The sequence below is a fragment of the Mumia sp. zg.B17 genome (assembly GCF_019550915.1).
Lineage (GTDB): Bacteria > Actinomycetota > Actinomycetes > Propionibacteriales > Nocardioidaceae > Mumia.
The window spans coordinates 418,290-432,938 of sequence record NZ_JAHWCI010000005.1; the positions used below are offsets into that span (position 1 = coordinate 418,290).

Here is a 14,649-nt window from a genome sequence, read left to right on the forward strand (position 1 = left end):
CCCGATGCCGGCCGGTCAGGACGACGAAGGAGCCACCGTGAGCACGCACCTGAACATGGCGACCGGGATCCGCGAGTTCGGACGGGCGACACCGCGCCGGACCGCGGTCGTCGACGGTGACCGGTCGCTGACGTTCGCCGGGCTCGACGAGCGGTCGAACCGGCTCGCGTCCGGCCTCCTCGCTCACGGCCTGCGGCCCGGCGACCCCGTCGCCGTCCTCAGCGGCAACCGCATGGAGTACTTCGAGATCGCCGCCGCGCTCGCCAAGGCCGGTCTGCCGATGGTCCCGCTCAACCCGCGCAACCAGGCCTCCGACAACGCCTACATCCTCGGGCACTGCGAGGCGCGCGCTCTGCTGATGGACGATGCGCTCGCGGCCGGCGCAGGGTCGCTCGTCGAGGAGCTCGACACGGTGATCTCCTTCCACGGTGGCTTCGGCCTCGACTACGAGACCTTCCTGGCGGAGTCGCGTGCGGTCGACCCGCGCACCGCCGTCGACGAGAACGACATCTTCTGCATCACCTACACCTCCGGGACGACCGGGCTCCCCAAGGGCGTGATCCTCACCCACCGCGGACGCGTCCTCACCAACTACGCCTCGGCGATCGAGTGGGGTCTCGGGCCTTCCACGTCGACGATGGCGGTCGCGCCGCTCTACCACGGAGCCGGGTTCGCCTTCGCCTACGCCGGCCCTCAGCTGGGAGGGACCACCACGGTCCTGACGTCGTGGGACCCGGAGCGGTTCCTCGCCGGGATGGCCGAGCAGAAGGTCAGCACCGTCTTCCTGGTCCCGACCCATGCCCAGCAGATCCGGCGGATGGTCGAGGAGCCGACGCGCGCCTACGACCTGTCCGCCCTGCAGACGCTCTACTTCAACGCCGCCGCCCTGCCGATGGAGCTGAAGGCCTGGGTGCACGAGGCGTTCCCCGGCGTGGGCGTCCACGAGCTGTACGGGTCGACCGAGTGCTCGGTCGTCACCGACCTGCGTCCGGAGGACTCGCTGCGCAAGCCCGGAAGCGTCGGGCACCCGTGGTTCATGAACGAGGTCCGCCTCCTCGACGACGACGGCCAGGAGGTCGGGCCGGGAGAGCCGGGCGAGCTGTTCGCACGCTCGCCGCTGCTGATGAAGGGATACCTCAAGAACGAGGAGGCCACCCGGGAGGCGACGACCGACGACGGGTTCGTCACGGTCGGCGACATCGCGGTCCGCGACGAGGAGGGCTTCCTCTCGATCGTCGACCGCAAGAAGGACATGATCATCGCCGGCGGCGTCAACATCTTCCCGCGAGAGATCGAAGAGGTCGTCGCCCGGCACCCCGAGGTCGACGACGTCGCCGTCGTCGGCGTCCCCGACGAGGTGTACGGCGAGCGGGTGGCGGCCTTCCTCGTCGCGCGCCGCGGCACCACCGTCGACCTGGCCGGGCTCGAGAAGCACGTCCGAGCCGGCGTGGCGAAGTTCAAGGTGCCTCGCGAGTGGCACCTGGTCGACGAGCTCCCCCGCAACCCCAGCGGCAAGATCCTCAAGCGCGACATCCGCGACCAGTACCTCGCCCAGCAGGGCACGACCTCAGCGTGACGCTGCCTGGCAGGGTGGGGTCATGACCAAGGACGTGCTCATCGCCGGGCTCGCGGCGCGCCGCTCTCGGGCAGACAACGGTGCGGACGGCGTGACCCCCGGCCGGGTCCGCAACGCCTACCAGCAGGTGGCCGACCAGCTGCTCGACCTGATCCTGGACGGCACCCTCAAGGCGGGCGACCGGCTGCCCAACGAGGCCGAGCTGTCGTCGATCTTCGGGGTCAGCCGCAGCACCGTGCGCGAGGCGCTGCGGGCCCTGGCGTCGCGAGACCTCCTGGAGACCGCACGCGGCACGACCGGCGGCACGTTCGTCCGCCGCGTCGAGCTCCGCCAGGTCAGCAGCTATCTCGAGACCAGCCTCGGGCTCATGTCGGGCAGCGCCGACATCGACGTCGAGCAGATGCTCGAGGCGCGCGAGATCCTCGAGGTCCCGGCGGCCAGGCTGGCCGCCGAACGCCGGCAGGAGGACGACCTGACCGCGCTGAGAGAGGCGGTCGAGCGCGAGCGGCAACGACGCGGGCGCGGACGCCGCTTCGAGGAGCACCGCCACTTCCACGCGCTGGTGCTCCAGTGCTCGGGCAACGCTCTGCTGGAGGTGATGACGGAGCCGGTCTTCGGCGTCCTGCAGTCGACGTTCCTCGACCCCGACGTCGACCCCCACTTCTGGACCGACGTCGATCACGACCACGAGACGATCCTCGCCGCGATCGAGGCGGGCGACGCCGACGCTGCCGGCCGGGCGATGAGCGAGCACCTGGGGCGACTCCGCGGCAGCTATCGCGACCCACGCCCGGACCAGCGCTGAGCAACCGACGCCTTGACCTTTGAATCGTCTGACATTTAGTGTCCAGGCAGCACGCAACTTCGACCGAGAGGGTGACGATGAGTCACAAGCAGGGATGGACCGGACGATTCTTCGAGGACTTCGAGATCGGTGACGTCTATCAGCACCCGCTCGGCCGGACGGTGACCGAGAACGACAACACCTGGTTCTCGCTGCTCACGATGAACACCAACCAGATGCACTTCAACACCGAGTACGCCAAGAAGTCCGAGTTCGAGAAGCCGCTGGTCGTCTCCACGCTGACGGTCGCCATCGCGGTCGGCCAGAGCGTCACCGACATCACCCAGAACGCGTTCGCCAACCTCGGCTGGGACGAGATCCGGATGACGCACCCCGTCTTCGCCGGCGACACCCTGTTCAGCGAGTCGCTGGTGCTCGAGAAGCGGGAGTCGGCCAGCCGTCCGCACGCCGGCATCGTCACCGTGCGGACCCGGACCCTCAACCAGGACGGCGACGAGGTCTGCTCCTTCAAGAGGACCTTCTACGTCTACCGCCGCGGCGCCGAGCAGGTCGAAGACACGTTCCCCGCGGGCAAGACGCCGCTGTCGCTCGACACCGAGAGCGCTCGATGAGCCTGCGGATCACCTACCAGCCCTGGGGCGAGACCCTCGCCGAGCTGGTCGAGGCGGGGCGGCGGGCGGAGGACGCCGGAGCCGAGGTGCTGTGGAGCTCCGAGCTGCACCGCAGCGCGACCGTGACTGCGGCGGCACTCGCCACCGGCACCCGTACGGCACGCGTCGGCACCGCGATCACGCTCGCCTTCACCCGGAGCCCGATGATCACCGCCCTCGAGGCCCTCGATCTCGACGAGCTCTCCGGCGGCCGGTTCGTCCTCGGGCTCGGCACCGGTGTCCAGCGCCTCAACGAGGACTGGCACAACGTCACCTTCGGCAAGCCGGTCCCCCACCTGCGCGAGACCGTGCGCAACATCCGGCTGTTCTGGGAGAAGTCGACCAGCGGCGAGACGATGGAGGCCGAGGGCGACTGGGAGCCCATGCGGATCCGCGGCTACGAGCGGCCGTTCGCCGTCACCCGACCCGACATCCCCGTCTACCTGGCGGCGATGGGTCCCTTCATGATGCGGCTGGCGGGCCAGATCGCCGACGGGTGGATCAGCCACGAGCTGTGCTCGCCGAAGTACCTCGCCGAGCGGCTGCTGCCCGAGCTGGAGACCGGCATCGCGCGCGCCGAGAGCAAGACCCGTGACGATCTCGACGTCGTCGTGTCGGCGTGCTGCTCCGTCGACACCGACGGTGGCCGGGCACGCCGCCGGGCCGCCGGCGGCGTCGGGTTCTACGCCACCGTCAAGACGTACGCGGAGATGTTCGAGTTCCACGGCCTCGGCGATGCTCAGCAGCGGGTGATCGAGACCTTCCGCGCCGGGACCGGCGCCGACTACCTCGCCGACGTCGTCGGCGACGAGATGGTCGACGCGCTCACCCTCGCCGGGACGCGTGACGAGGTCGTCGCCCGGGTCGCCGAGTACGACGGCGTGGCCGACTCGGTCAAGCTCAGCCCACCCACCCACGGCATCGATGCTGCGGAGACCCGTACGGCCCAGGCCGCGATCATCGACATGATCGCCGAGTTCACAGGAGCACGTCGATGAAGCCGCTCGAGGACATCCGCGTCATCGCCGTCGAGCAGTACGGCGCCGGGCCCTTCGGCAGCGTCCATCTCGCCGACCTCGGTGCCGAGATCATCAAGATCGAGGACCCACGCGCCGGGGGCGACGTGGGGCGCTACGTGCCGCCGTACGCCGACGGTGAGGACTCGCTGTTCTTCGAGACGTTCAACCGCAACAAGCGCAGCCTCTCGCTGGACCTGACGACCGAGGCCGGCCGGGAGGTGTTCGAGGACCTCGTCAAGGTCTCCGACGTCGTCTACTCCAACCTGCGGGGCGACGTGCCGGCCAAGATGCGGATCACCTACGACGACCTCAAGCACCTCAACCCGGCCATCGTGTGCGTGTCGCTGACCGGCTTCGGGATGACCGGGCCGCGCAGCACCGAGCCCGGCTACGACTACATCCTCCAGGGCCTGGCCGGCTGGATGGACCTCACCGGTGAGCCGGACGGTCCTCCGACGAAGTCGGGGCTGTCCATGGTCGACTACTCCGGCGGGTTCGTCGCCGCCCTGTCGCTGCTCGCCGGCGTGCACGCCGCACGTCGCGACGGTGTCGGGATGGACTGTGACGTCAGCCTCTACGACACCGCGATCGCGATGCTGACCTACCCGGCGACCTGGCACCTCAACGCCGGCTTCACCCCGGAGCGCACCCGTCACTCCGCCCACCCGTCGCTCGTGCCGTTCCAGGTGTTCGAGGCCTCCGACGGCTGGCTGGTCGTCGGCTGTGCCAAGGAGAAGTTCTGGACGCGACTGGCGGCCGTCGTCGGACACCCCGAGTGGGCCGAGCACGGGTCGCCGTACGGGACGTTCGCGTCGCGCCGGGAGAACCGTGACGAGCTGGTGAAGACGCTCGAGGACATCTTCCGCGGCCGTACGGTCGACGAGTGGCTGCCCGAGCTCTATGCCGCGTCGATCCCCTGCGGGCCGATCAACGACGTGGAGGCGGCGCTCACCGAGGAGCACACCCGGGCGCGCAACCTCGTGGTCACCACCGACCACCCCCGCTACGGGTCGCTCGAGCAGCTCGCGTCGCCCGTCCGGGTCGGATCGGAGACACCCGACTACCGCCGGGCACCGCAGCGCGGTGAGGACCTCGACGCGATCGCCACCGAGATCCTCAAGCTGTCGGCCGCCGACGTCGCGGCGCTCCGGCGCCGTGGTGCCTTCGGCGACGAGCCCGAGGGGCAGGACCCGGACGCGACGGCGGCAGCAGCACGATGAGCACCGCTCGCACGCTCGCACGCTGGGGACTGCAACCTGTCGGCGCGCCCGGTGACGTCGAGCAGGCGGCCCTCTGCCACCTCCTCGACGGCCTCGGCGCCGCCCTCGCCGCCCGCCGGTACGGCAGCGTGGAGGCCGCGGTCGAGGTCGCCGCCGGCCTCGGCGGCCGCCCGGAGGCGAACGTCATCGGAGTCGCCGCGCCCGTCGGTGCTCCGGCAGCGGCGCTGGCCAACGGGGCGATGGTCCACGGTCTCGACTTCGACGACACCCACGCCGGCGGTCTCGTCCACGCCACCGCGGTCGTCCTCCCGGCCGCCTTCGCGGTCGGGCAGCAGGTCGGCGCGAGTGGCCGTGAGGTCCTGGACGCCGCCCTCGTCGGCTACGAGACCGTCTGCCGGGTGGCCGCCGCCGCGCCGCACGGGTTCCACGCGCGCGGCCTCCACGCCACGATGGTCGCCGGCGTCTTCTCCTCGGCGCTCGTGGCCGCGCGGCTCCTCGGACTCGACGAGGACGCGGCGACCGACGCCCTCGGCATCGCCGGCAGCCAGGCCGGCGGGCTCCTCGCGTTCCTCGGCACCGACGCCAGCACCAAGCAGCTGCACCCGGGCCTCGCGTCCCACTCCGGGATCCTCGCGGCGCGCCTCGCGGCCGCCGGCGCGAGCGGACCCGACACCGTCCTGGACGGTCCGCACGGGGTCTACGACGCCCTGTCCGCCGTCGAGGCCGATCCTGGGTCGGTCGTCGCGGCGCTGGGCGAGCGGTGGGAGACGGTCAGGATCGGGATCAAGCCCTACCCGGCGTGCCAGCTGATGCACGCCACCCTGGACGCCGTCGCCGACGCCGCCGCGACGGTGCCGTTCGACGCGACGCAGGTCGCCGCCGTCGTCGCCGACGTCCATCCGGACTCTGCTCCGACCGTCTGCGACGAGCGCCGTGACCTCGCTCGACCAGGGTCGCCGTACGCAGCGAAGTTCTCGCTCCCCTGGTCCACCGCGGCGATGATCGTCGACGGCGCGGTCGGCCTCGCGACGTACGAGGGCGACTCGCTCGCACGCCCGGAGGTCGCCGCCCTCGCGGAGAAGGTCTCGTGGCAGACGAGCGCGCGTGCCGGCCACGCGGCGGATGCTCCGGGTCGGGTCGTCGTCCGGCTGGTCGACGGCCGCGAGATCACGGGGACCGTCGCGGCCAGCTCGGGCACCACCGCGAACCCGATGTCGGTCCGGCAGATCCGTGACAAGTTTCTCGCCAACGCGGGGCCCGGCGGCGACGAGGTGGTCGACGTCGTCACCCACCTGGCCGACCAGCCGTCCCTCGATGGTCTGTTCGCAGCGCTCCACACCGCATCGGTCCCAGGAGGCCACCCATGACGCTCAGCGCCATCCGCCCACCGTCGTTCCCGTGGTTCCCGTACGAGGGGTTCACCTTCTGCCTGGGACTGGCCGAGGGCGAGACCGCGTGGACGTCAGGGCACACCGCCGCGTCGCACGACCCGGCGATCGGCAAGATGACGGTCGGCGGCAGCATGGAGCAGCAGGCGCGGACCGCGTACGAGAAGGTCCTGACCATCCTCGCGGGCGCAGGCCTCGGCCCCGGTGACGTCACCCGCATCACCGAGAACGTCACGCTGGCCGGGCTGCCTGATTACGAGGCGGCCGCCGCCGTACGGCGCGAGCTCTTCGGCGAGCACCAACCGACGCTGCGCACGGTCGTCGTCGACCGCCTCGTGCGGCGCGCCGCGCTCCTCGAGGTCGAGCTGCACGCGGTCGCCGGTGGCGGGAAGGAGCTGCGCGCCGCCAGCGAGGCTCGCGATGCCGGGACGTGGGCGGCCTCGCCCGTCCGCGAGGGCCACGACGGCGCGGTGTACCTGCCGACCATGATCCCGGTCGACGCCTCCGGAGAGGTGGTCGCACCCGGCGACTTCGTCGGCCAGTACCGCTACTGCCTCGAGCAGGCCGACGTGCTGCTGCGGGAGGCCGGGCTGTCGCTGGACGACGCCGTCACCACCTACGACTACTCCACGCCCGAGACCCGGTCGGTGTACCGGAAGACGCACCGCGTCCGCAAGGAGCTGCTCGGCGGCGCCGGCGTCTACCCGGGGGCCGGCGGGATCCTCATGAGCCGGCTGCACCACCCCGATCAGCTCGTCGCGATCGACGTCACCGCCTCCCGTCATCCGCTCGAGCTGGTCAACCCCGGCTGGTCGCGCTACGACACGCTGACGTACGCCCCGGGCGTGCGCGCCGGGCGCACCCTCTACATGTCCGGGTTCGCGGCGCTCGACATGGAGACGCAGGAGGCGCTGCACCCCGACGACATCGGTGCGCAGGCCGAGGCGACGTACGGCGCGATCCTCCACCTGCTCAAGCACGAGAGCCTCGACGCCACCCACCTGCTCGAGACCACCGAGTACTGCGTCGAGTCGGCCCTCCCGGACTACCGGGCCGTGGCCGCCGTGCGCGAACGCCTCCTCTCCCCACCGTGGCCCGCGTCGACCGGTGCGATCTGCGCGGGGCTGCTGCGACCCGAGTTCCTCCTCGAGGTGTTCCCGACCGCGCTCTACCCCGAGGAGGGCTGACGTGGGTCTGCTCACCGACGAGGTCCGGTCGCTGATCGGCACCCGCCGCGTCTACACCGCGCCGGAGCCGATGGGCGCCGCGGGCGGACGCTACTTCTCCCTCGCCGTCGGCGACGACAACCCGCTCTACACCGACGCGACGTTCGCCCGCGACCACGGCCTGCCCGGCGTCACGCTGCCGCCGACGCTGATCTGCGAGACGAACCAGTACGCCGGGCTGCCCGCGGACGCCGAGGGCTATGCCGGACACACCTGGGGACTGAGCGTCCCCGACACCCGTCAGGTCCGAGGCGGCAACCGCTACACCTTCGGGCGCCGCGTCCGACCCGACGACGTCGTCACGGCGACGTGGGAGATCACGGACGCGACCGAGAAGACCAACCGTGCCGGCGCGGACATGCTCATCGTCTCCTCGACGGCGACCTACACCAACCAGGACGGCGACTTCCTCGCCGAGAACACCGAGACGATCATCTTCATCGCCCTGGGGGCCGCATGAGCACGCCGACCTCTCCCCCGGCGGTCGGCCAGCCGGTGCCGCCGCTGGAGCGCACGATCACGCTGACCGACATGGTCGCCTACGCCGGCGCCACCTGGGACTGGCACCAGCTGCACTACGACCCCGCCTACGTCGCCGAGAAGCGGCTCCCGGGTCCGGTCGTCGACGGCCAGGTGTTCGGGGCGCTGCTGGTCGAGATGCTCCAGGACTGGCTCGGCCCGGACTCGTTCGTGCAGACGATCGACTTCACGTTCCGCAACCTCATGTTCGCCGGTGAGACGGTCCGGTGCGAGGGCCAGGTGGTCGCCGTCTCCGAGGACGCCGTCGAGGTCGCGATGAGCGCGACGATCCTCGGCTCGGACGGCGCCGACGACCGCTTCGCCGTGCGCCCCGCGTCGGCTCGGGTCCTGCTCGGCCGCGCCGACGGGACCGGCCGCCCGTGAGCGGCGTCGCGATCGTCGGTGCCGCCGAGTCCGACCTCGGCGTCACCGGGCTCTCGATCCTCGGCCTCCAGACCCAGGCGGTCACCCGGGCGCTCGACGACGCCGGCCTGACGCTCGCCGACGTCGACGGGATCGCGACGACCGGGGTGTCGCGCTTCTCCGCCACCCAGCTCGCCGACTACTTCGGCATCGTGCCGACGTGGACCGACTCCACGTTCGCCGGCGGCAGCGCGTTCGAGATGTTCGTCGCGCGCGCCGCCCAGGCGATCGAGGCCGGGCAGTGCGAGGTCGTGGTGATCTCGTTCGCGTCCAACCAGCGCTCGGCGCGCTCGCGCCGGCTCGGTGGCGTGCACGAGGCGTGGGTCCCCGAGGCTCAGTTCGAGGAGCCGTACGACGTCCTCTATCCGTTGTCGTACTACGCGATGGCAGCGCGGGCCTACCTCCACCGCTACGGCGGCACCCGCGAGCAGCTCGCGGAGATCGCGGTCGCGGCGAGGGAATGGGCGCTGCTCAACCCGAAGGCGTTCCGCTACGGCAAGGGACCGCTGAGCGTCGCCGACGTGGTCGGGTCGACGATGATCTCCTCGCCGCTGACCGCAGCCGACTGCTGCCTGGTCACCGACGGTGGAGGAGCGGTCGTCCTCACCTCGGCCGAGCGGGCTCGCGACCTGCGCCAGAAGCCGGTCCACGTGCTCGGCTACGGCGAGCGGACCACCAACACGTCGTTCACCGCCGTGGACGACCTCACCCGCCCCGGCGCGATCGGGTCCGGTGCCGACGCGTTCGGGCGCGCCGGGATCACACCGGCCGACGTCGACGTGCTCGAGGTCTACGACTCGTTCACGATCACCGCCGCCCTCAGCGTCGAGGCGCTCGGGTTCTGCGGACCCGGTGAGGTGCTCGACTACATCGCCGACGGCCGGATCCGGCCCGGCGGCGCCCTGCCGCTGAACACCAACGGGGGCGGCCTCTCGTACTGCCATCCCGGCCAGTACGGCGTCCTGCTGCTGGTCGAGGCGGTCCGCCAGCTGCGCGGGGAGTGCGGCGACCGCCAGGTGCCGGGCGCGGAGGTCGCGGTCGCCCACGGGACCGGCGGCATCCTCTCCACCCATGCGACCGTCGTCCTGGGAGTCGACCGATGAGCGAGCAGAGCCACTGGGTCCCCGCTGAGGTCCCGCCCGCCGACGAGGTCACCGGCCCGTGGTGGGACGCCACCCGTGAGCACCGCCTCACCGTCCAGGAGTGCGGCGAGTGCGGTCACCGGCAGCATCCGCCGCGTGCTCTCTGCACCGGGTGCTCGTCGACCCGGTCCCTGCGACCGGTCGACACCGACGGCACGGCAGCGGTCGACTCGTTCACCGTCGTCCACCGTGCCCCCCGCCCCGACGTCCCGGTGCCGTACGTCGTCGCCCGCGTGCGGCTGCCCGAGGGGCCGATCCTCCTCACCCGTCTCGACGGCCGCGACGACCCGGAGGCGTGGACGATCGGCGACACGGTCACCGTCGCGTGGACCGACCTGCCCGACGGCCGCGCCCTCCCCTGCTTCCGACCTATCGACCGCAACGAGGAGTCCCGATGAAGTTCGAGCTCGACGAGGACCAGCGTGAGTTCAAGGCGCTGCTGCGCCAGTTCGTCGACCGCGAGATCGTCCCGGTCGCCCGCGACTGGGAGCAGTCCGGCCGCTACCCCACCGAGATCGTCGACGGCATGAAGGACATGGGCCTGTTCGGCATCACGGTGCCCGAGGAGTACGGCGGCCTCGACCTCGACCCCGTGTCCTTCGCGCTCGTCTTCGAGGAGATCGCCCGGGGCTGGATGGGCGTCGCGGGGATCCTCGGCAGCCATTCGCTCGCCTGCCGCCTGATCGCGATGCACGGCACCGAGGACCAGAAGCGCGCCTATCTCCCCGACCTCGCCACCGGGAAGCGGCGCAGTGGCATCGGCCTCACCGAGCCGGACGCCGGGACCGACCTCCAGGGCATCCGGACCACCGCCCGACTCGACGGCGACCACTACGTCGTGAACGGGTCCAAGATGTGGATCACCAACGCCCGCTACGCCGACCCGCTCCCCGTGCTGGTCAAGACCGACCCGTCGGCGTCTCCGGCGCACAAGGGCATGAGCGTGCTCCTCATCGAGGCCGACACCCCAGGCTTCGAGGTCACCAAGGACATCCCCAAGCTCGGCTACAAGGGCACCGAGTCCTGCGAGATCCTCCTCGACGACGTACGCGTGCCGGTCGGTCAGCTGGTCGGCGGGGTCGAGGGCCGGGGCATGCAGCAGGTCCTCTCCGCCCTCGAGTGGGGCCGCGTCAACATCGCCGCACGGTCGGTCGGGATCGCACAGCGAGCACACGACGAGGCCCTCGCCTACGCCGGCGAGCGCAAGGCGTTCGGCAGGCCCATCGCCGACTTCCAGGCGATCCAGCTCAAGCTCGGCGAGCTCGGCACGCAGGTCCAGGCCGCCCGTCTGATGGCCTACTGGGCTGCCGACGCCGTCCGCAGCGGACGGGCCGACGGTGCCACCGGCATGGCCAAGATCTTCTGCTCCGAGGTGGCGCTGCAGGCGGCGATCGACGCGATGAAGATCCACGGCGGGTACGGCTACTCGACCGAGTTCGAGGTCGAGCGCCTCTATCGCGACTCCATCCTCATGAGCATCGGAGAGGGGACCAACGACATCCTCCGTACCGTCGTCGCGAAGTCGCTCATCGCCGGCGAGACGGTCGTCGGATGACCGCAGCTGCGGCCAGGTCGAGAAGCTGACCGCGACCCTCGCCGCGGTCGACCGCCGCGACCCCGATCAGACGGTGAGGAAGGCCTTGATCGCCCGGCGCTGATCCATCGCCTCGTACGCCGCCGCAGCGTCCTCGAGCGGGAGGCTCAGGTCGAACACACGACCTGGGTCGATCTCGCGTCGCCAGATCAGGTCGACCAGCTCGGGCAGGAAGCGGCGCACCGGTGCCGGCCCGCCGTGCAGGTGCACGTCGGCGAAGAAGAGCTCGTCCCCGGGCAGGCTCACGTCGTGCGAGACACCGACGTATCCGACGTGTCCCCCGGGCCTCGTCGATCGGATCGCCTGCATCATCGACTCCTGCGTACCCACCGCCTCCAGCACGCTGTGCGCACCGAGACCACCAGTGAGCTCCTTGATCCGGGCGACCCCCTCGTCGCCGCGCTCCTCGACGACGTCGGTCGCCCCAAGCTCGCGGGCGAGGGCCTGGCGGTCGGCGTGCCGGCTCATCGCGATGATGCGCTCGGCGCCCAGACGACGCGCAGCGAGCACACCCAGCAACCCCACTGCCCCGTCCCCGACGACGGCCACCGTCTTCCCTGGCGCCACCTCTGCCGCGACGGCGGCGAACCACCCCGTACCCAGCACGTCGGAGGCGGCCAGCAGGCTGGGCAGGAGCTCGGCCGGGGGCAGGTCGGGAGTCGCGACCAGAGTCCCGTCCGCAAGGGGGATCCTCGCCCGTTCCGCCTGAGTCCCGATCCCGCCCATCCCCACGGCGTGGACGCAGCGCGACTGGTAGCCCGCCGCGCAGATCTCGCAGGTGTTGTCGGAGGCGAAGAACGAGCCCACGACGAACTGGCCGGGCCGCACGTTGCTGACGTCGGGACCGACCTCCTCGACCACGCCGACGTACTCGTGGCCCATCGGCGCCGGTCCCTCGACAGTCTCGACCCCGCGCCAGGGCCACAGGTCGGAGCCGCAGACGCAGGTGGCCGAGACGCGGATGATCGCGTCGGACGGCTCGACGATCGTGGGATCGTCACGCTCCTCGACCCGCACGTCGCCCGGTCCGTACATCACCACACCACGCATGCCCGCTCCCCCCAAGGTCCACGACAACACCGACGCGGCCGCGCCTCCGTGGTGGAGACGCGGCCACGCGGATCGGTCGGTACGCGCAGGTCCTGCCCTCAGACCGCTCGTACCATCAAGCACCCAGGGTGCTCGCTCAGCAACCTCAGAAGCGTGCGAACGGACGCGGGGTCGCGTAACCGAAGGTGTCGCCCGCGCTGAAGGCGTGGACACGGAACGTCGCGTTCAGCGCCTGCGCAGCCGTCTTCGTCAGGGTGAGACGCACGACGCCGAGGCCGGGACGGCTCGAACGACGGATCTTGAAGAGATTGACACGCCCGGCGTTGCCGATGGAGCCCGAGACCTTGCCGCTGACCCGGAGGCGCTTCAGGTCGATGGTGAAGCGCCGCAGGGCGATCGTTCGCGACCCGGCGGTCAGGCTGATCCCGCCGCTGTGCTTGATCTTGAGCGTGCGGAGCGAGGCGTTGGTGATCGGGAAGCGCGCCGCCAGCGTGTTCTTGTAGGCGAAGGCCTTGGCCCCACCGACAGGAGCAGGCGTGATGCCGGCCCCGGCGACGAGCTTGTAGACGGCGGGTGCGACGGTGACCTGCGTGTAGCCCACCTTGGGCTTCTGCTCGGCTGCCTGGGCCGGCGTCGCCGTGCCGACGGCGACGAGCCCGAACGTCGCGGCGAACGCTGCGAGCGCGCCGGCGAGTTTTTGCTTCTTCATGGGAGTTCCTCCAGATCGATGGCGAGAATCGTGCCTACCCACTACTTCGTTGCAGAGGGAGGTTTGGATGCCTCGGGCGTGTAGTTCGCGCGCAGCACCGAGGTGATCGAGTGGCCCGGGTCGCCGTCGTCGCTCTCGAGGCTGACGTCCAGGGCGTGGTAGCGCTCGACGAGGTCGCGCGCGACCTCGAAGGCGGTGACGCCATCGGGGTCGACGACGCCGAGCGCGAGCATCTTGTCGGTCGCAGGCTCGAACAACCACGCGTAGTAGTAGTCGCCGCGCGCGGCTCGCGGGAGGTCGCGGGTGGTGATCGTCATCCGGACCGCGCCGGCGCCCTCGGTCATCACCACCCGGCCACGTGCCGAGCCGTCGACCGGCGCCAGCGCAGCCGTACGGCGGGCGGTCGGCGTGGAGCCTTCGGAGCCGCCCTCGACGAGGGGGATGACCGCCGCGCCCGCGACGACGAGCGCGGCCGCCGCCACCAGGACGGCCGGTCGACGCCACCGTGGTCGGGCGGGCGTCACCGTCAGCGGAGGGACCCACGGGGTCTCCATCGGCTCCCGGGGACGCAGCGCACGCATCGTGGCCGCCAGCAGCCCGTGCCCGGTCACCAGGGCGACGAGCTCGTCCCGGCACTCGTCGCACGCCTCCAGGTGACCGCCGAGCTCCAGCACCTCGGCATTGGTCAGCTCACCGCGCAGGAGCCCGACGTGGTCCGGGTGCTCGGCGCTCATCGCGCGGCCTCGTCGGAGGCGCGCATGATCTGGCCCAGCCGTCGGGTCCCCCGCGAGGCACGCGCCTTGACCGTCCCCAACGGCACGTCGAGCCGTACGGCGATCTCCCGCTGCGTCAGCTCGCGGAAGTAGGCGAGCTCGAGCACCGTGCGCTCGTGCTCGGGCAGCCGGGCGACGGCCCATCGCACGTCCGCGGCGTCCGCGAACCGGTTCACCGTCTCCCTCCCGTCGTCGCCGACGAGATCGCGGGCGAGGTCCATGTCGACGACGACGTGGCGTCGAGCCCGCAGCGTGTCGACCGCCCGACGGTGAGCGATGGTGAACAGCCACCCCGTGAACCGCTGCGCCGGGTCGTAGCGCGCAGCGCTGCGCCAGACGTCGAGGAACGTCCGCTGGAGCACGTCCTCGGCCTCGTCCCGGCCGACGAAGCCGGTGACATAGGCCAGCACCACGGGTGCGTAGCGTTCGTAGGCGTCCTGGAGCGCGGTCTCGTCGCGGTGTGCGAGGCGCAGACCGATCGACTGACCGACGACATCGGCGGCGAAGTCCATGCTCTTGGTTCGGAGCGGGTCGGCTGGTGGATGTGCGCCGAGG

16 protein-coding genes are annotated in these 14,649 nt (G+C 71.3%); 12 read left to right on the forward strand and 4 right to left on the reverse strand.

Annotated features, from left to right (window positions below; genetic code table 11):
• Positions 1-37: 37 nt before the first annotated feature.
• From KV097_RS07640 to KV097_RS07695, 12 genes are all read left to right on the forward strand, one after another.
• On the forward strand, positions 38-1,576 hold the full coding sequence (locus tag KV097_RS07640) for an AMP-binding protein (protein ID WP_308289368.1): 1,539 nt from the start codon (positions 38-40) through the stop codon (positions 1,574-1,576).
• A gap of 22 nt (positions 1,577-1,598) precedes the next feature.
• On the forward strand, positions 1,599-2,381 hold the full coding sequence (locus tag KV097_RS07645; RefSeq protein WP_220365540.1) for a FadR/GntR family transcriptional regulator: 783 nt from the start codon (positions 1,599-1,601) through the stop codon (positions 2,379-2,381).
• A gap of 77 nt (positions 2,382-2,458) precedes the next feature.
• Positions 2,459-2,992 carry a MaoC family dehydratase gene (locus KV097_RS07650; RefSeq protein WP_220341018.1) on the forward strand — a complete coding sequence of 178 codons (534 nt, stop codon included), beginning with the start codon at positions 2,459-2,461 and terminating at the stop codon, positions 2,990-2,992.
• Complete coding sequence (locus KV097_RS07655) at positions 2,989-4,029, forward strand: LLM class flavin-dependent oxidoreductase (RefSeq protein ID WP_255559276.1); 1,041 nt, start codon at positions 2,989-2,991, stop codon at positions 4,027-4,029. The genes KV097_RS07650 and KV097_RS07655 overlap by 4 nt, the downstream gene beginning before the upstream one ends.
• The gene (locus tag KV097_RS07660) at positions 4,026-5,270 is read left to right on the forward strand and encodes a CaiB/BaiF CoA-transferase family protein (RefSeq protein ID WP_220346753.1); all 1,245 of its coding nucleotides are present in this window, start codon (positions 4,026-4,028) and stop codon (positions 5,268-5,270) included. Before KV097_RS07655 ends, KV097_RS07660 begins: the two co-directional genes overlap by 4 nt.
• Positions 5,267-6,637, forward strand: a complete 1,371-nt coding sequence (locus tag KV097_RS07665) for an MmgE/PrpD family protein (protein WP_220365541.1) — start codon at positions 5,267-5,269, stop codon at positions 6,635-6,637. Before KV097_RS07660 ends, KV097_RS07665 begins: the two co-directional genes overlap by 4 nt.
• Positions 6,634-7,845: a Rid family hydrolase gene (locus KV097_RS07670; RefSeq protein WP_220365542.1), complete on the forward strand. Its 1,212-nt coding sequence runs from the start codon at positions 6,634-6,636 to the stop codon at positions 7,843-7,845. The genes KV097_RS07665 and KV097_RS07670 overlap by 4 nt, the downstream gene beginning before the upstream one ends.
• A gap of 1 nt (position 7,846) precedes the next feature.
• Positions 7,847-8,344, forward strand: a complete 498-nt coding sequence (locus tag KV097_RS07675; protein WP_220365543.1) for a MaoC family dehydratase N-terminal domain-containing protein — start codon at positions 7,847-7,849, stop codon at positions 8,342-8,344.
• Complete coding sequence (locus KV097_RS07680; protein ID WP_220365544.1) at positions 8,341-8,787, forward strand: MaoC/PaaZ C-terminal domain-containing protein; 447 nt, start codon at positions 8,341-8,343, stop codon at positions 8,785-8,787. Before KV097_RS07675 ends, KV097_RS07680 begins: the two co-directional genes overlap by 4 nt.
• The gene (locus tag KV097_RS07685; protein ID WP_220365545.1) at positions 8,784-9,929 is read left to right on the forward strand and encodes an acetyl-CoA acetyltransferase; all 1,146 of its coding nucleotides are present in this window, start codon (positions 8,784-8,786) and stop codon (positions 9,927-9,929) included. Before KV097_RS07680 ends, KV097_RS07685 begins: the two co-directional genes overlap by 4 nt.
• On the forward strand, positions 9,926-10,366 hold the full coding sequence (locus KV097_RS07690) for a Zn-ribbon domain-containing OB-fold protein (RefSeq protein WP_220341011.1): 441 nt from the start codon (positions 9,926-9,928) through the stop codon (positions 10,364-10,366). The genes KV097_RS07685 and KV097_RS07690 overlap by 4 nt, the downstream gene beginning before the upstream one ends.
• On the forward strand, positions 10,363-11,523 hold the full coding sequence (locus tag KV097_RS07695) for an acyl-CoA dehydrogenase family protein (RefSeq protein ID WP_220341010.1): 1,161 nt from the start codon (positions 10,363-10,365) through the stop codon (positions 11,521-11,523). Before KV097_RS07690 ends, KV097_RS07695 begins: the two co-directional genes overlap by 4 nt.
• Before the next feature lie 66 nt (positions 11,524-11,589).
• Here the strand turns inward: KV097_RS07695 and KV097_RS07700 are convergent, their stop codons facing one another.
• From KV097_RS07700 to KV097_RS07715, 4 genes are all read right to left on the reverse strand, one after another.
• On the reverse strand, positions 11,590-12,612 hold the full coding sequence (locus KV097_RS07700) for a zinc-dependent alcohol dehydrogenase family protein (protein WP_220365546.1): 1,023 nt from the start codon (positions 12,610-12,612) through the stop codon (positions 11,590-11,592).
• A 145-nt stretch (positions 12,613-12,757) separates the two neighbouring features.
• On the reverse strand, positions 12,758-13,321 hold the full coding sequence (locus KV097_RS07705) for a hypothetical protein (protein ID WP_220341008.1): 564 nt from the start codon (positions 13,319-13,321) through the stop codon (positions 12,758-12,760).
• A gap of 41 nt (positions 13,322-13,362) precedes the next feature.
• Positions 13,363-14,055, reverse strand: a complete 693-nt coding sequence (locus tag KV097_RS07710; RefSeq protein WP_220365547.1) for an anti-sigma factor domain-containing protein — start codon at positions 14,053-14,055, stop codon at positions 13,363-13,365.
• Positions 14,052-14,606 (reverse strand): RNA polymerase sigma factor, encoded by a 555-nt coding sequence (locus KV097_RS07715; RefSeq protein WP_220341006.1) that lies wholly within the window; start codon positions 14,604-14,606, stop codon positions 14,052-14,054. The genes KV097_RS07710 and KV097_RS07715 overlap by 4 nt, the downstream gene beginning before the upstream one ends.
• Between the last annotated feature and the right edge of the window lie 43 nt (positions 14,607-14,649).